This window comes from Nonomuraea sp. NPDC051941 (assembly GCF_044593615.1).
The window spans coordinates 15,549-31,614 of record NZ_JBIUCF010000001.1 but is presented as its reverse complement, the minus strand read 5'-3'; the positions used below and the strand labels follow the sequence as shown (position 1 = coordinate 31,614).

18 protein-coding genes are annotated in these 16,066 nt (G+C 71.2%); 11 read left to right on the top strand and 7 right to left on the bottom strand.

The features are described 5' to 3' along the window. Positions 1–79: 79 nt before the first annotated feature. Positions 80–1,132 (top strand): methyltransferase domain-containing protein, encoded by a 1,053-nt coding sequence (locus tag ACIHFD_RS00160; RefSeq protein WP_397364913.1) that lies wholly within the window; start codon positions 80–82, stop codon positions 1,130–1,132. On the opposite strand, the gene ACIHFD_RS00155 is transcribed toward ACIHFD_RS00160, so the two are convergent. Next, complete coding sequence (locus ACIHFD_RS00155; protein ID WP_397364912.1) at positions 1,122–2,003, bottom strand: alpha/beta fold hydrolase; 882 nt, start codon at positions 2,001–2,003, stop codon at positions 1,122–1,124. The genes ACIHFD_RS00160 and ACIHFD_RS00155 overlap by 11 nt on opposite strands. A 75-nt stretch (positions 2,004–2,078) precedes the next feature. Between ACIHFD_RS00155 and ACIHFD_RS00150 the strand changes: the two genes are divergently transcribed. Further along, positions 2,079–3,371 (top strand): MFS transporter, encoded by a 1,293-nt coding sequence (locus ACIHFD_RS00150; protein WP_397364911.1) that lies wholly within the window; start codon positions 2,079–2,081, stop codon positions 3,369–3,371. Here ACIHFD_RS00150 and ACIHFD_RS00145 read toward each other — a convergent pair. Further along, on the bottom strand, positions 3,359–4,612 hold the full coding sequence (locus ACIHFD_RS00145) for a cytochrome P450 (protein WP_355204668.1): 1,254 nt from the start codon (positions 4,610–4,612) through the stop codon (positions 3,359–3,361). The two genes, ACIHFD_RS00150 and ACIHFD_RS00145, sit on opposite strands and share 13 nt — an antisense overlap. Before the next feature lie 44 nt (positions 4,613–4,656). After that, positions 4,657–6,201, bottom strand: a complete 1,545-nt coding sequence (locus tag ACIHFD_RS00140) for a GMC family oxidoreductase (RefSeq protein ID WP_397364910.1) — start codon at positions 6,199–6,201, stop codon at positions 4,657–4,659. Between the two features lie 141 nt (positions 6,202–6,342). Here ACIHFD_RS00140 and ACIHFD_RS00135 point away from each other — a divergent pair, with 141 nt between their 5' ends. Beyond that, a complete protein-coding gene (locus ACIHFD_RS00135) occupies positions 6,343–7,878 on the top strand; it encodes a long-chain fatty acid--CoA ligase (RefSeq protein ID WP_397364909.1) in 1,536 nt (511 codons plus the stop codon). Positions 7,879–7,942: 64 nt separating this feature from the next. Continuing rightward, on the top strand, positions 7,943–8,491 hold the full coding sequence (locus ACIHFD_RS00130) for an AAA family ATPase (RefSeq protein WP_397364908.1): 549 nt from the start codon (positions 7,943–7,945) through the stop codon (positions 8,489–8,491). Here the strand turns inward: ACIHFD_RS00130 and ACIHFD_RS00125 are convergent. Further along, complete coding sequence (locus ACIHFD_RS00125) at positions 8,457–8,885, bottom strand: SgcJ/EcaC family oxidoreductase (protein WP_397364906.1); 429 nt, start codon at positions 8,883–8,885, stop codon at positions 8,457–8,459. The genes ACIHFD_RS00130 and ACIHFD_RS00125 overlap by 35 nt on opposite strands. 80 nt (positions 8,886–8,965) lie before the next feature. Here ACIHFD_RS00125 and ACIHFD_RS00120 point away from each other — a divergent pair, with 80 nt between their 5' ends. From ACIHFD_RS00120 to ACIHFD_RS00090, 7 genes are all read left to right on the top strand, one after another. Beyond that, positions 8,966–9,412: a MarR family winged helix-turn-helix transcriptional regulator gene (locus ACIHFD_RS00120; protein ID WP_397364905.1), complete on the top strand. Its 447-nt coding sequence runs from the start codon at positions 8,966–8,968 to the stop codon at positions 9,410–9,412. After that, positions 9,409–10,056, top strand: a complete 648-nt coding sequence (locus ACIHFD_RS00115; protein WP_397364904.1) for an HAD family hydrolase — start codon at positions 9,409–9,411, stop codon at positions 10,054–10,056. The genes ACIHFD_RS00120 and ACIHFD_RS00115 overlap by 4 nt, the downstream gene beginning before the upstream one ends. A 26-nt stretch (positions 10,057–10,082) precedes the next feature. Further along, positions 10,083–11,015, top strand: coding sequence for a phosphotransferase family protein (locus ACIHFD_RS00110; protein WP_397364903.1), 933 nt, complete (start codon positions 10,083–10,085; stop codon positions 11,013–11,015). A gap of 1 nt (position 11,016) precedes the next feature. Continuing rightward, positions 11,017–11,910 carry a phosphotransferase family protein gene (locus ACIHFD_RS00105; protein WP_397364902.1) on the top strand — a complete coding sequence of 298 codons (894 nt, stop codon included), beginning with the start codon at positions 11,017–11,019 and terminating at the stop codon, positions 11,908–11,910. Between the two features lie 293 nt (positions 11,911–12,203). Beyond that, complete coding sequence (locus tag ACIHFD_RS00100; protein WP_397364901.1) at positions 12,204–12,800, top strand: MarR family transcriptional regulator; 597 nt, start codon at positions 12,204–12,206, stop codon at positions 12,798–12,800. Beyond that, positions 12,797–13,261: a hypothetical protein gene (locus tag ACIHFD_RS00095; RefSeq protein WP_397364900.1), complete on the top strand. Its 465-nt coding sequence runs from the start codon at positions 12,797–12,799 to the stop codon at positions 13,259–13,261. The genes ACIHFD_RS00100 and ACIHFD_RS00095 overlap by 4 nt, the downstream gene beginning before the upstream one ends. Before the next feature lie 181 nt (positions 13,262–13,442). After that, a complete protein-coding gene (locus ACIHFD_RS00090; RefSeq protein WP_355204697.1) occupies positions 13,443–13,988 on the top strand; it encodes a YceI family protein in 546 nt (181 codons plus the stop codon). On the opposite strand, the gene ACIHFD_RS00085 is transcribed toward ACIHFD_RS00090, so the two are convergent. Genes ACIHFD_RS00085 through ACIHFD_RS00075 form a run of 3 tightly spaced genes read right to left on the bottom strand, consistent with a single transcriptional unit; the run spans position 13,989 to position 16,037 of the window. Next, complete coding sequence (locus ACIHFD_RS00085; RefSeq protein WP_397364899.1) at positions 13,989–14,249, bottom strand: hypothetical protein; 261 nt, start codon at positions 14,247–14,249, stop codon at positions 13,989–13,991. Next, positions 14,246–15,538: a hypothetical protein gene (locus ACIHFD_RS00080; protein WP_397364898.1), complete on the bottom strand. Its 1,293-nt coding sequence runs from the start codon at positions 15,536–15,538 to the stop codon at positions 14,246–14,248. The genes ACIHFD_RS00085 and ACIHFD_RS00080 overlap by 4 nt, the downstream gene beginning before the upstream one ends. Further along, positions 15,531–16,037 carry a SigE family RNA polymerase sigma factor gene (locus tag ACIHFD_RS00075; RefSeq protein ID WP_397364897.1) on the bottom strand — a complete coding sequence of 169 codons (507 nt, stop codon included), beginning with the start codon at positions 16,035–16,037 and terminating at the stop codon, positions 15,531–15,533. Before ACIHFD_RS00075 ends, ACIHFD_RS00080 begins: the two co-directional genes overlap by 8 nt. Between the last annotated feature and the right edge of the window lie 29 nt (positions 16,038–16,066).

The following is a 16,066-nucleotide window of genomic DNA, read 5'->3' as shown; positions in this document are numbered from 1 at the left end:
GTCGCGGACGACCCCACCGCCGGCGATGCGGGACGGCTGAGCGAGCGCCGTCCCGGGTCGCGACGTGGGAGAAGGACACGTGCATACCTTTGCCGTGGCCAGGGCGGTGCATGGCATCGAGCCCCTGGTGGCCACGGAGATTCGACGTTCCCGGCTGGGCGTGGTGCACGGGGTGCGCCATCGCGAGGTGTGGTTCGAGGCCGCGCCCGGGGCCGACCTGACGGGCCTGCGGACCGCGGACGACGTGCTGCTGGCCGCCGCCGTGGTGGACGGGATCGGCCACGGCCGCTCCGCGCTGCGCCGGCTGGCCCTCGCGGCCCGCTCCGTGAGCCTGGGAGGGCTGACGGGCAGCGGGGTGGAGGTGTCGGCGTCGTTCGTCGGGCGGCGCAACTACACCCGGTTCGAAATCGAGGACACGGTCGGGGCCGAGCTGGCGCGGCCGCTGCGGCTGCCGTACCACTCCAGGAGGGACGGCGCGCGGCCGCCGCGGGACGCGATGTCGTGGCGGGTCACGATCGAGGGCGACCGGGCGCTCATCGCGCTGCGGCTGGCGGACCGGCCGCTGCACCGGCGGGCGTACAAGACGGGCTCGATCCGGGGCACGCTGCACCCGCCGGTGGCCGCCGCCATGGCGGCGCTGGCCCGCCTCGGGGGCGCGGGGACGGTGCTCGACCCGTGCTGCGGCGCGGGCACGACGCTCATCGAGGCCCACGCGCTGGCCCCCAGGGCGCGTCTCCTGGGCTTCGACCACGACCCGGCCGCACTCCGCGCCGCGACCGCCAACGCACGGGCCGGGGGCGCAGCAAGCGCCGGGCTCGGGGGCGGGGCGGCGTTCGGGTGGGGGGTGGCGGACGGCGGGCGGATCCCGCTGGCCGACGGGAGCGTGGACCGGGTGCTGGTGAACCCGCCCTGGGGGCGTCAGGTGCCGCCCCGCGGGCTGCTCGCGCGGGACCTCGGCCCGCTCTGGCGGGAGGTCCGGCGGGTGCTGGCCTCCGACGGGCTCGCCGTGGCGCTGGTGCACGACGGGATCCCGCGCGGGTTCGCGCTGGAGGAGGCGGTCCGGGTCAGCCTCTCGGGGCAGCATCCGGAGATCGCGGTCCTCAGGAAGGAGGCGGGCCGCGTCAGGAGGTGAACCCCCGCGGGCGGACCTGGGTCATCTCGGCCGCGGACGGCGAGCCGAGCCAGTCCAGGATCAGCCGGTTGACCTCGGCCGGGCGCTCCAGGTGGAGGAAGTGCCCGGCGCCCGCCACCAGCTCGGTCCGCGACCCCGGGGGCAGGTGGCTCATCGCGTTCTTGGCCAGCTCGGCGCTCAGGCATCCATCCTGGGCGCCGTGCAGGAACAGGACGGGGGCGGTGATCCCGCCCTCCAGCGCCGGGTAGCGGCCGGACGGAGGCGTGGTGCCGAGCATGGCCCGGTAGTAGCCGAGGGCCGCGCTCAGGTTGGCGGGCTCGCCGATGCTGCGCCGTACGAACTCCAGGTCCTCGCGCGCGTCGTAGCCGGGCGACCAGTCGCGCCAGAGGTTCTCGAGGAAGCCGGGGCTCGCGGCGGCCGCCTCGCCCACGGCCGTCTGGAAGAGGAAGACGTAGAACGACCGCTTGAGCTGCTCGTACTCCAGGAACCCGGCGCCGAGCGAGCCGGGCGGCGGCACCGCGAGCGTGACGGCGCGCCGGAAACGTCCTGCCAGGTGGTACACGGGGAAGGCGCCCCAGTCGTGCCCGATGACGACCGCGTCCTCGTCGCCCCCGAGCTCCTCGTGCAGCGCGCGGACGTCGGCGACCAGCGCGGCGTCCTCGTACGCGCCGTCGGCGGGCACCTCGGTGGGCGCGTATCCCCGCATGAACGGCGCGACCGCGCGGTAGCCGCGCTGGGCCAGCGCGGGCATCAGGTGCCGCCAGGTGTGCGCGGAGTCGGGGAAGCCGTGCAGGCACAGCGCCAGCGGCCCCTCACCCAACGACAGATACGCGAACTCCACCCCGTTGGCGTGGATAGTCCTGATCTCCATGACTGCGAAACCTAGCATTCGACCCGCCTCGGAGGTACCACTACTCGAAGGGGCCTGTATCACAGAGGAGAACTCATGCGGCGGGGATGGGTGCTCGCGCTCGCGTCATTGACCATCGTGCTCGTCGTGGTGGACCTGACCGCCGTGACGATCGCGCTGCCCGACATCCGCTCCGGCCTGGGGGCGAGCCTGCCCGAGGTGCAGTGGGTGGTGGACGCGTACGCGCTCACGCTGGCCGCGGTCCTGTTACCGGCCGGGGTCCTGGCCGACCGCTACGGCAGGCGCCGGCTGCTGACGATCGGGGTCTCGGTCTTCACGCTGGCCTCGCTGGCCTGCGCCCTGGCCCCGACGGCGCCCCTGCTCGACCTGGCCAGGGGCGTGCAGGGCCTGGGCGCGTCGGCGCTGTACGGGACCACGACGCCGTTGATCGCCTCCGTCTACCCCGAGGGGCCGGAGCGGGGCAAGGCGCTCGGGATCTTCAGCGCGGTCTCCGGCCTGGCCATGACGCTGGGCCCGGTCGTGGGCGGGGCGCTGACGGGGGCGTTCGGCTGGCGGGCGATCTTCCTGATCAACCTGCCGATCGGCGCGTTCGTGCTGGTGGCGCTGCGGCAGCGGGTGGCGGAGTCGCGCGGCAGTGGCCATCTCGACCCGGCGGGGATCGTGCTGGTCGCGGCGGCGCTGTTCGCGATCATCCCGGCGCTCATCCACGACCTCCCGTGGCTGCTGGTGGCGGGGCTGGTCCTGCTGGCGGCGTTCGTGGTCGTGGAGCGGCGCTCGGCCGAGCCGATGATCGACTTCGGGCTCTTCAGGAACGGGGTGTTCGCGGTCGGCTCGGGGACGACGCTGCTCATGCTGGCGGCGCTGCTGGGCGCGTTCACGTACCTCACCCTGTACGTGCAGGGCGAGCTGCACACCAGCCCTGTCGAGGCGGGCACGCGTTTCCTGGCCTTCAGCGCGGCGGCCGTCATCGGGCCCGTCGCGATCGGCCGGGTGCTGCACCGGTGGCCGATGGGCGCGCTCATCGCCGCCGGCCCGGCGCTGATCGCGGTCGCGCTGCTGGTCATGAGCGTCCCCGCGGCCGACCCGTGGACGCCGATCATGTTCGGGCTGTTCCTCGGCGGCCTGGGCCTGGGCGCCGGGAACGTCGTCGCCAACCAGGTCGGCCTGACCGCGCCGATGGACCGGGTGGGCATGGCCACCGGCGTCGTGAACACGGTCAAGCAGGTCGGCACGGCCGTGGGCGTGGCCGTGCTGGCGGCGCCGTACCGGGCGGGGGTCACCTCGATGTTGCTGGTGGCGGCCGGGCTGGCGCTGGCCGGAGCGCTGCTGCCGGTGGCGCTGCTCCGGCGCGCAGGTCAGAAGGTGTAGCTCATGTGCTTGATGCCGTTGATGAAGTTGGACAGCAGGTGGTCGGGCTCGCCCACGGCCTTGATGTGCGGCACGCGGGTGAACAGCTCGCGGAACATCACGGTCATCTCCCTGCGCGCCAGGTGCGCGCCCAGGCAGTAGTGCGGCCCGGGCCCGCCGAAGCCGACGTGCGGGTTGGGGTCGCGGGTGATGTCGAAGGTGTCGGGGTCGGCGAAGACGGCCTCGTCGCGGTTGGCGGAGTTGTAGAAGAGCAGCACCTTGTCGCCCTTCTTGTACCGCATGCCGTTCATCTCGTGGTCCCGCGTCAGCGTGCGGCGGAACTGGATCACCGGTGTGGCGTAGCGGATGATCTCGTCGCACGCGGTGACGATGTGGCCGTCGAAGTTGTTCAGCAGGATCGCGCGCTGGTGGGGGTGCTCGGTGAAGAGCCTGAGGCCGTGCGCGATGGCGTTGCGGGTGGTCTCGCTGCCCGCCACCACGAGCAGGATGAAGAACGACCCGAGTTGCTGCGGGCTGAGCCGCTCCTCGCCGTTGACCAGCAGGCTGACCAGGTCGCCCGTGGGGCGTTTGCGCCGCTCGTCGCCGAGGCGGGCGGCCAGCCGGTTGAGGGAGTAGCCGGCGCGCAGCAGCTTGCCCAGGCCCTTGGCGACGTTGCGGCGGGTGAGGTCGGTGCCGACGCCGGTGTACTCGGGGTCGGTGTTGCCCAGGATGACGTTGGTCTGCTGCAGCACCATGTCATGGAACTCGGCCGGGATCCCCATCATGTCGCAGATGACCCGTACGGGGAGCTTGGCGGCCACCTGCGCGACGAAGTCGCCCGGCCCCTGCTCGATCGCGTCGTCCACGATCTCGGCGGCGGCCCTGGCGAGGTCCTCCTCCATCTTCGCCAGGATGCGCGGCGTGAACGCCCTGGAGACGATCCGCCGTAACTGCGCGTGTTTCGGGTCGTCCATATTGATCATGGAGCCGAAGTACACGCTCAGCCAGCGGGGCATGTCGGGAATGCTGTTGGAGCAGGGCTCGCTGCTGAACACGGCTGCGTTCCTGCTGGCCTCGGTCACGTCGGCGTGGCGCACCAGGGCGTAGAAGCCGGGCCCGCCGCCGATGAACGGCAGGATCTGCTCCCGCATGAAGACCGGGCGGTCCATCTGTCTCAGCCTGCGAAAGGCCTCATTGCGCTCGGACTGCGGCAGGCCCCAGAACGGGATCTGCGACAGGTCCAGGTCAGCGGACAGTGTCATATCACACAAGCCTTCTGCAAGTGCCCACTTACGTCAAGAGGCACTTACCGGTGCTTCCCGATCAGATCGGCTGCCTTTTCGCCGATCATGATAGCCGGGGCATGGGTGTGGCCGCGGTTCAACGTCGGCATCACCGACACGTCGACGACCCTGAGCCCTTCGACCCCGCGTACGCGCAGGGAGGGGTCGACCACGGAGGCGTCGTCCGTCCCCATGCGGCAGGTGCCGACCGGGTGGTAGAGCGTCTCGCCGCGCTCGCGCACCCACCGCGCGAGCTCCTCGTCGCTCTCCGGCGCCCAGTACGGCGCCATCGGCCCGCCCGCCCACGGCTTCATCGCGGCCGTGGCGAAGACCTGCTTGGCCGTCTTCAGCCCCGCGACCAGGCGTTTGACGTCGGCCTCCGCGCTCAGGTAGCCGGGGTCGATGACCACGTCCCGGCCGTTGAGCCCGACCCTGCCGCGGCTCTCCGGCTGCAGCAGCACGACGCCGACGGTGAGCCCGTGGCCGGTCGGCGGGGTGAGGCCGTGGTCGACGAACGGCCCGGGCGCGAAGATCAGCTCGATGTCGGGAGCGGGCTCCTCGGCCGAGGTCCTGATGAACGCGACCGCCTCGCCTACGTTCGTGGTGAGCATGCCGGAGCGCAGCACGATGTAACGCAGCAGGTTGCTGATCGACTCGGCCTTGGTCAGCGTCACCGGCTGCTTGCACTCGACGTACACGCCGCTCGAAAGGTGGTCCTGGAGGTTCTTGCCGACCTCGGGCAGCTCGTGCACGACCGTGACCCCCGCGTCGCGCAGCTCGTCGGGGGCGCCCACGCCGGAGCGCATCAGCAGGTACGGGGACCCGATCGCGCCTGCGGACAGGATGACCTCGCCCTTGGCCCTGACCTGGGCCCCGCCGCTGTGCTCGATGCCGATCGCGCGCCGACCCTCGAACACCACCCGGTCCACGGTGGCCCCGGTGATCACGTGGAGGTTGGGCCGGCCCTTGGCCGGACGCAGGTAGGCGTCGGCCGAGCTCCATCTGCGGCCCCGGTTCTGGGTGACGGGGGTGGGGCTGTAGCCCTCGTTGGAGGGGCCGTTCAGCTCCTTGAGCCGGGTGAGTCCGAGCTCCTCGCACGCCTTGAGGAAGGCGGCGGTGGTGACGTTGGGACTGCGCAGCTCGGAGATGTAGAGGGGCCCGGAGGTGCCGTAGACGCCGCCCTCGTTGCTGCCGACGCGGTGCTCGGCCCTGGTGAAGTACGGCAGGACCTCGCTGTACGACCAGCCGGAGACGCCCCACTGGTCGTAGTCGCGCTCGCAGCCGCGTACCCACATCTGGGCGTTGAGCGAGGACGAGCCGCCGATCACGCGGCCGCGGGGCCAGTAGAGCTCGCGGCCCGACATCTCGCCCTGTTTGGCCGTGGTGTAGTTCCAGTCGTAGTCGGTCTTGAACAGCTTGGCGAAGCCCGCGGGCATGCGGATCTCCAGTTTGTCGTCCTGGCCGCCCGCCTCGACCAGCGCGACCGTCACGCCGGGATCGGCCGAGAGCCTGTTGGCCAGCACGCACCCGGCGGATCCCGCCCCGACGATCACGTAGTCGTACTCCATGGCTCCTCCAAGTAACTTGTTACTTGCTTACTCCAGGCCGGGCGGCACGTCCATACGCAGTTGTGACCTCCGTTACCTACCGGTCGGTATGGCCTGCTGCGAGGATGGCGCCCAAGCCCCGGCTTTGAGGAGGAAGGCGTCATGCTCAACCTGTCGACCGTCCTGGAGGACAGCGCCAGGAACACCCCTGACGGCACCGCCATCGTCTTCGGCGACATGCGGCTGCCGTACTCCATGATCGACACCATAGCCAACCAGGTCGCGAACCTCCTGGTCGCCCGCGGTGTCGGCAAGGGGGACAAGGTGGCGCTGGCGTGCCCCAACCTGCCGTATTTCCCGTTCGTCTACTTCGGCATCCTGAAGGCCGGCGCCACGGTGGTGCCGCTCAACGTGCTGCTGCAGTCGCGGGAGATCACCTACCATCTCGGCGACAGCGACGCCAAGGCCTTCTTCTGCTTCGAGGGCACCCCCGAGCTGCCGCTGGGCGAGCGCGGCAAGGCGGGCTTCGAGGCCGCGGAGGGCTGCGAGCACTTCTTCGTGCTGCCCGCGACCCCGCTCGCGACCGAGTCCGAGTACGGCGAGTCGATCTGGGCGGCGCTGGGCGGCATGGCGGGCGAGTTCGAGACCGTGCAGACGTCGCCGGACGACACCGCGGTGATCCTCTACACCTCGGGCACCACGGGCCAGCCCAAGGGCGCCGAGCTCAGCCACCAGAACATGCTGCTGAACGCCATGGTCAGCGACAAGATGTTCCCCCGCTCCGACGAGGGCGACACGTACCTGGCGGTCCTGCCGCTGTTCCACTCCTTCGGCCAGACCGTGGTCATGAACACCGGCTTCCTGCGCGGCGCCACCGTCGTGCTGCTGCCGCGCTTCGACCCGGGCGACGCGCTGGCGCTCATGGCCAAGGAGGGCGTCACGTTCTTCGCCGGGGTGCCGACGATGTACTGGGGCATGCTCACCAAGATCCACGCGGACGGCGTGGAGGTGCCCCGGTCCCTGCGCGTCGCCGTCGCGGGCGGCGCGTCCTCGCCGGTGGAGGTGCTCAAGGACTTCGAGCGCACCTTCGGCGTCGGCATCCTGGAGGGGTACGGCCTGTCGGAGACGTCGCCGGTGGCCAGCTTCAACCAGCTCGGCCGTCCCACCAAGCCCGGCACCATCGGCACCCCGATCTGGGGCGTGGAGATGAAGCTGGTCGACGGCGACTGGAAGACCGTCGAGGGCGAGGGCCCCGGCGAGATCGCCATCCGCGGCCACAACATCATGAAGGGCTACTACGGCCGCGCGGAGGCGACGGCCGAGGTGATGAACGACGGCTGGTTCCGCACCGGTGACATCGCCACCCGTGACGCGGACGGCTACTATTCCATCATCGACCGGGCCAAGGACATGATCATCCGTGGCGGCTTCAACGTCTATCCGCGGGAGCTCGAAGAGGTCCTGATGACCCACGAGGCCGTGTCGCTGGCCGCCGTGGTGGGGGTCGCGCACGAGTCCCACGGCGAGGAGATCAAGGCGTACGTCATCCCCGCGCCGGGCTCTGCGATCACCGAGGACGAGCTGATCGCCTGGGCCAAGGACAACATGGCGGCCTACAAGTACCCCCGGATGGTCGAGTTCCGCGACTCCCTGCCGATGACGGCCACGGGCAAGATCCTCAAGCGCGAGCTGCGGTAACCGGTCGACTCCTTTCCCTCAGGCGCGGGCACTCTGCCCGCGCCTTTCTCTTTGTGGAGGTCTCGTGGCGGACGGGTACGTCGTCATCACCGGAGGGCCGGGCGCCGGGAAGAGCACCCTGGCCGAGCACCTCGCCTCGCTGGGGTTCCGGGTGCAGCCGGAGGCCGGGCGGGCGATCATCCGGGACCAGGTGGCGATCTCGGGGCCGGCGCTGCCGTGGCTGGACCCGGAGCTGTTCGCCGAGCTGATGCTGGCGTGGGACCTGCGGTCCTACCACGCCGCCTCGGGGGCGGGGCCCGTGGTCTTCGATCGGGGGCTGGTCGACACGATCGGATATCTGCGCATGCTGGGACGTACGGTGCCGCGGCACCTGCACAACGCGGCGCGGACGTACCGCTATCACCGGCGCGTGTTCGCCGCGCCGCCGTGGCCGGAGATCTACGAGCACGACAGCGAGCGGAGGCAGAGCCTCGGGGAGGCCGAGCGGACGTACGACGCGGTCGTGCGGGCCTACGCCGACTACGGCTACTCGGTGGTCACGCTGCCCCGGGCGCCGGTCGAGGAGCGGGCCGCGTTCCTCATCCGCGAGGCCGGCTGGCCGGCACGTACGTGAACGACACCGCCTCCATCAGCGGCCGGCGCCGGGTGTTGTGGAAGGACGCGATGCGCCACCTGCCGTCGGCCTCGCGGACCAGCGTGTACGTCTGCACCTTGGCCAGCTTGGCGGGGCGCTTCTTGGCCACATCTCCCCTGCCGGTGACCACGGCGGCGCCGGGGCCGTAGAAGCGCACCTCCGCGATCTCGTTGAACATCTTCGTGCCCTTGAGCACCGTGTCGAAGAGGGCCTGGTGACCGGCGGCCAGGTCGTCGCGGCCGTGGTAGACGGTGCCGACGAAGGTCGTGTAGCTGGCGTCCTCCGTGAAGCACGCCCCGTACGCGACGCCGTCGCCGCCGTTCCAGGCGCTCTCCAGCTCGGTGAACAGGTTCTGGATCTCGCTGGTGATCATTTCCGCTCCCTCTGATATTATTTGCACTAGTTAAATCTCTGCTCTCATGCAGATATCAACTTAAGGAAGAGGAGTTGGGCTTGTCAACCGACCCGAGCGCCGTCTTCCGGCGCTACCTGAGCGCGATGGTGCTCAACAGCCTGGCCGCCGCCGAGGCCGCCGGGCTCAACGCCACCGACTACTACGCGCTCAACCTGCTCGACCTCACCGGCCCGCTCACCTCCGGCGAGCTGGCCGCCCAGACGGGGCTGACCACCGGCGCCACGACGCGGCTCATCGACCGGCTGGAGCAGGGCGGGTACGCACGCCGCGCGCCGGACCCCGCGGACCGGCGCAAGGTGATGGTCGAGTCGGTGGGCCGGCCGGAACGGCTCGACGAGGTGCTGGCGGGGACCAGGGCCCGGCTGGCCGAGCTGCTGCAGGGCTATCCGGAGGCGGAGCGGGCCACGTTGTTCGACTACTTCGAGCGGGCCGCGACGGCGTACCGGTCGGCCACCGACGAGCTCATCGCGGCGCGGGACGCATGACCCGACGCCTGGCCCTCTTCGACCTGGACAACACGCTGATCGACCGGCTGGCCGCCTTCGAGCTGTGGGCCGCCGAGTTCGCCGCCGAGCGAGGGCTCGGCGAAGGGGCGGCGGCGTGGATGGTGGCGGCGGACGCGGACGGATCCCTGCCCATGGACGCGTTCTTCCGGCTGGTACGCGAGCGGTTCGGGCTGGCCGAGCCGGCCGACGAGCTGTGGGCGGCGTACCGGGCCCGGCTGCCACACCTGGTCCACTGCCCCGGCGAGGTGCTCGACGGGCTCGACCGGCTTCGGGCGGCCGGATGGGCGGTGGGCATCGCGACGAACGGGATGGCCGACAACCAGACCGGCAAGATCGAGCGTACGGGGCTCGCGACCCACGTGGACGGCTGGGCGATCTCCGGGGCGGAAGGCGTGCGGAAGCCCGACGTCCGGCTGTTCGAGATCGCCGCCCGGAGATGCGGCGCGTCGCTGGAATCGGGCGGCTGGGTCATCGGCGACGATCCCGAGAAGGACGTCGAGGGCGGCCGCCGGGCGGGGCTACGGACGATCTGGATCGACCGGGGAGTCACCGGCGGGGTCGTGGCCGATCACACGGTGACCGACGCGCTCTCCGCCATCGAGCTGCTAATCCAGCTGAATTGAACCGCCCGGATCGATAGCGTGGCCGGATGCGGGACAGGCCGGATGCTTTCGACGAGGGGTTGCTGCTGCCCGCGCTCGGCGCGTGGGGCATCGGGGCGCGCACGCTGGACTACGCGCCGGTCGGCTTCGGCGACTACCACTGGGTCGCGGACGGGCGCTGGTTCATCACGGTCGCGGACGTGCGGCGGCGCGGCTTCGACGGGCTCGGGCTGGCCATGGACACGGCCGCCGCGCTGCGGGCCGAGGCGGGGCTCGACTTCGTGGTGGCGCCGCTGCGCACCGCCGACGGCGCGACGCTCCTGCGGCTCGACCGCCACCGGTGGGCGATGAGTGTCTTCCCCTACGCGAACGGTCTCGCCGGCGAGTTCGGCGAGGAGCAGCCGGCCGGAGACCGCGCCGCGATCATCGACCTGCTCGCCGCCCTCCACGCCACGCCGCCGCCCCTGTCCACTCCCCCGCGCCCCCTGGAGCTCTCGGGCCGGGCCGTCCTGGAACAGGCGCTCCAGGACACGCGCCGGCCCTGGCCGGGCGGCCCGTACGCGGAGCCCGCCAGGGAGGTGATCGCCGACCACGCCGGGGTGCTGCGCCGCAGGCTCGCGGACTTCGACCGGACGGCGGCCGGCGCCAGCGAGCCCGTCGTGACGCACGGGGAGCCGCACCCGGGCAACCTGCTGCGGTCCGGCGAGCGGTGGCTGCTGGTCGACTGGGACACGGTGGGGCTGGCGGTGCCCGAACGCGACCTGTGGCTGGTCGCCAGGGACGCCGACGACCTGGCCCGCTACGCCGACGCCACCGGCCGCACGCCCGACCCGGCGGCGCTGGAGCTCTACCGGCTGCGGTGGGCCCTGGACGACGTGGCCGAGTTCGTGGAGTGGTTCCGCTCGCCGCACGGGCGCACGCCGGACGCCAAGGAGAGCTGGGACGCCCTGACGGGCACCCTCAAGACTCTGGCGTCCTAGCGTGCCGGCCGGCCGATCCACCACGCACGACATCGAGATCCATGACGACATCGTGATCAAGCGATACCGCTCGTGGGAGCGTGGCGAACACCGCCGCGAATGGGCCGCGCTCAACGTGCTCGCCTTGCACGCCCCCGGTCTCGCGCCCGCTCCCGTGCGCGCCGACCTCGACGGATCGCCGCCCACAGTGGTCATGAGCCGCCTGCCCGGCACCCCGCTCCGCGGCCTCCCCACCGGCCCCGAGCAGGTCCGCGCCCTCGCCACCGCCCTCACCCACCTCCACCAGGCCATCCCCGGAGCAGACCCGCTCGCCCCCGCCTCCCGGCCCCCGCTCAGCCCCACCTCCGGGCACGTGCTCGAACCCGCTACCGGGCACGTGCTCAAGCCTGCCGCCTGGCACCCGGCCGCGGCCGTCGCGCACGTGCGCACCCTCGCCGCCGCCCACCCCGACCTGGGCGACTCCCCCGGCGCCCGTCGGGCCTTCACCCTCGGGACGGCCTGGCTGTCCGACCCGTCCCTCGACCGACTGCCGGTCAACCCGTTCCCGCCCGTGCTCGGCATGGCCGACGGCAACCTCGCCAACTACCTCTGGGACCCTGACACCGCCCGCGTCCACATCGTCGACTGGGAGGACTCCGGCCTCGCCGACCGTGCCTTCGAACTCGCCGAGGTCGCCGAGCACATCTCCCACGTCGACGGCGACCTGGACAGCGACCTCCTCCTGGCCCACCTCGACCTGGCACCGGCGGAGGCGGCCCGCGTACACGAATTCCGGCGGCTGCTCGCGCTCGGCTGGCTCCTCATGCTCGGCCCCGACGGCCCCGCCACCCGCCGCAATCCCCCCGGCACCCTCGACCGTCAGGCCGAACGCGTGCTCGCCCCCCTGGATTCGTGAATCTTACTCTTGCTTCAATGCATACTGTAGCCATATTGTCACCCTTAGCAATGACGTTCGCCAAAGGAGATCACGTGGGCAGGCACGCCAAGCCCCATAGTCCCAAGGACGAGCTACCAGAGCCCCAAGAGGACTCCACCGAGGACGAAATCCACACCAGTCGCGGAAAACACGCCAAGGACCGGCAGCCGTCACAGTAGACGCGCACCGCTCCCCACCAGGGGACGGTGCGCCGCCGCTCCACACCCCTGACAGCGTTGAACTTGCATAAACTGCAAGCTACCTTGCAGTTTATGAAACAACCGCCGCCCGTCCTGCTCCCGTTGTTGCGATCCCCCTTCCAGGGTGAGCTGCTGGCCTGGCTGTTCCTGCACCCGGGCGAGGAGTATTCCCAGATCGAGCTGGCCACGAGGTTCAAGGTCTCACCCTCGACCGTGACCCGGGAGATCGATCGCCTGGCCGCGGCCGGCTTGGTGGGCACTCGGAAAGTAGGCAACATGCGGATGGTCAGCGCCGACACGAACGTGGTCGTGGCCCGCCCGCTGACCGAGTTGCTCGCCTTGACCTACGGCCCGGTGGCCGTGCTCGGCGAGCAGCTTTCCGGCATCGCCGGCATCGAGGAGGCCTGCATCTACGGCTCCTGGGCCGCACGCTACTCCGGCGAGCCGGGCAGGGTGCCGAACGACGTGGACGTCCTCGTCGTCGGCACCGCGGACGAGGACGAGCTCTATGACGCCGCCAGGGCCGCGGAGCGGCAGCTCGGCCGCGAGGTGAACATTCGGCGGCTGAGTCGCGAGGACTGGGACTCCCCGGAGGGGGATCCTTTTCTGGAGACGGTCAAGGCCCGGCCGCTCGTACGCCTCACGATCGACAAGGGTGAGGATCAATGAGGTGGGAACAAGGACGTGCCGCGATCGAGGGCATGCTGACCCGCGGCGAGCTCGAGAAGGTCGCGGCGAGTCGTTCGCAGGCCGACGAACTGCTCGACCAGGCCGGCAAGCACGTGGCGACGGCCCGTCTGGCGTTGGAGCAGGATTCGATCGGGGCCTACCAGCTGCTGTACGACGCGGCCCGGAAGTCGCTCTGCGCCATCCTGGAGAACCAGGGCCTCAGGGCCAGTAGCCGGGGCGGCCACATCGCGGTGTACGAAGCGGTCGTGGCGCAACTCGATCCGCCACTGGGCAAGAGCCTGCGGCCGTTCGACCGGATGCGCCGACGGCGGAACGAGGCCGAGTACCCGCGGCCGGGCGCTCCGCGATTCACGGCGGACGATGTACGCGCCGACATACCGAAGGTCGAAGCGATCCTTGCGATTGCGGCAACGGTGCTCGACGAAATGCAACCCTTCTGACGGGCGGACGAGACCCTGATCGCCGCGGATCAGCAGCGTGGCCGCCTTGACGCCGTACGGCCGTCCGCGAGGCTGAGCCGCCTGCCCCCATCCCACTGGATAGTTGCGCGCTGAAATAAGTCGGGGATAGTCTCGTACTAAATCCTCCAGCGCTGAACTAACATTGGAACGGAGCCCCGGCATGCACCCCAGCGACCTCACCGGCACCTACACCCTCGACCCCGCGCACAGCCGGTTCGGCTTCGTGGCCCGCCACGCGATGGTCACCAAGGTTCGCGGCGACATCCCCGTCAAGGAGGCCACCGCCTCCCTGGACGCGGGCGACCCGGCCGCCTCCACCGTTCACGTGGTCCTCGACGTGGCCGGCATCCAGACCGGCAACCAGCACCGCGACGACCACCTGCGCACCGGCGACTTCCTGGACGCCGCCGCGCACCCGTACATCACCTTCGACGCCACCGACGTCAAGCACCTCGGCGGCGACAGCTTCGAGGTCACCGGCGAGCTGACCATCCGCGGCGTGACGCGGCAGGTCACCGTCCCCCTCGACTACACCGGCACCGCGATCGACGCCCAGGGCCTGACCCGGGTCGGCTTCGAGGGCAGCACGGTGATCAACCGCAAGGACTTCGGCATCACGTACAACGCGGTTCTGGAGACGGGCGGCGTGATGATCTCCGAGAGGATCACGCTCGAGTTCGACCTGTCCGCCGTCAAGGCCGCCTGATCACCGCACGTCGCCGCCCCGGCACCACGCCCGCAGTACCAGCACGACGACCGTGGCCGCCACCGCGAGCCCGCCGAGCACCCCCATGGCGGCGAGCAGGTCGGCGACCAGCCAGACGTCCAGCAGTCCCGCCTCCGTGACCAGACGCAGTAAAGGCATCGGGAGTGACGGCGTCCAGATCCACGTCGGGCCGCCGCCGGCCAGGTTCGCGACGGTCGGGATCGCGACGAGCACGAGCAGGACGCCTGCCGGAGACCTCAACGAAGGTTGGCCAGCCGGTAGCCGTCGCCGGACCTCCACAGCAGCCAGTCGCCTGCCGCCAGGACGACGTCCGGGCTCTTGTACCGCCGGCCGGTGACCGGATCGAGCACGAACGAGGTGGCCCCGGTGTTGTAGGTGATGATCCGGTTGCCCGCCGTCATCCAGGGCGAGACGCCCTTCTTCGGCGTCGGAACTCCGGGCAGCACCGACACCACCCCCCAGGTGTCGCGCGGCGTCCACCGCAGCGTGTCGCCGGCCACCCAGGCGAACCACTTCCCGGACGCCGCCGCGTACCACTTCTGGTCCGGATCTCCCATCCTCTGCGCGCGGACACCGTCGGGCAGCGGATGCTCGGCTGTCACCTTGCCGGTCTCGACGTCGACGATGCGCAGCACCTTGTCGTTCGCCCGCTCGGCGGTGAACAGGTCGGGGTAGGAGAACGCCACCGCCGGCCCGCTCGCCGGGTCCCCGGACTTGACGACCGTACCCACCTGCGCACATCCCTTGGCCATCCAGGGCTGCCGCATGACGTCGTTGCCGACGACCACGCCGCCGTCCACCCAGACCCTCCCCCGGGGGTCCGTGCCCTGCGGGCTGATCGTGCGCGTGGTCCCGTCCGCCGTGCGGCACCGCTGGTCGGCCGCCGAGCCGTTCACCTCCGTCCAGGTACGGAAGTCCGCGGCCGTCCCCAGCCCCGACCGCGCCCGGAAGCCGAGTTCCTCGGGCGTGCCGCCGCCGGCGTCCACCTCCGCCACCTGTCCGTCGGGCGTCGCGCCCAGGACCGTCCCGTCGCTGCCCAGCGCCGCGGGCACGAACGGCCGGCCTTGCGCCGTGCGGCCCTCGACGTCCACGACGCTCGTCACGTTCATGAACTGACGCAGGGCCTGTTCGAGGCGGACCCCGGCGGGGAGGTGGACGTCAGCCTGGTCCGGGGTGGCCGTCACGGTCTGGGTCACGGTCGGCTCGGGCCGCTTGGACGCCGTCACGGTCTGGGTCACGGTCGGCTCGGGCCACTTGGACGCCGTCACGGTCGGCTCGGAAGGTGCGGTCGAGGCGGGGGTCGGGCTCAAGTTCGCCGTGGTCGCCGCGTCGCCGTTCCCGCCGCGTACGGCCAGGGGCACGCCCGCCAGCACCGCCGTCGCCCCCGCCGCTACGGCCAGCGCCAAGGCCCGCCTGTTCCTGCGGCGCGTGGCCACGGCCCGGTGGATCCGATCGGCCAGGCCGGGCGGCGGATCGTCCGGGGAAGGCTCGCTGAGCAGCGCGGCGAGACGGCGTTCCAGGTCATCCATGCTCGATCTCCTCGGTCTTGACGGCCTCACGCAGCCGGGCGAGCCCCCGTGACGCCTGGCTCTTGACGGTCCCGCGGCTGCAGCCGAGCAGCCGGGCGATCTCCTCGTCGCCGCGTTCCTCGACGTAACGCAGCACCAGTACGGCCCGCATGCGCGGAGGCAGCTCGGCGATCCTGGCGCGGAGGCCGTCGTCCAGCAGGCGTTCCAGCCTCGCGTCCTCTGTCGCGGGCTCGGGCGGATCCGGCACGCTCACCTCACGCTTCGGCCGCCGCCAGCGGTTGGCCATGATGCGGACCATGGCCGTGCGGACGTACCCCTCCGGGTCGTCCTTGCGCCTGATCGCGCTCCACCGCAGGCCGGTACGGGTCAGCGCTTCCTGCACCAGGTCCTCGGCGTCATGCCTGTTCTGGGTCAGGACCATGGCGTAGCGATAGAGCGCCGGCAGCCGCTGCTCCGCGAATCTCTCAAATGTCGGGTCGTCCACTCCTACCTCCGGCATCCAAGGACACTTCAGTCGGCCGGATGGTT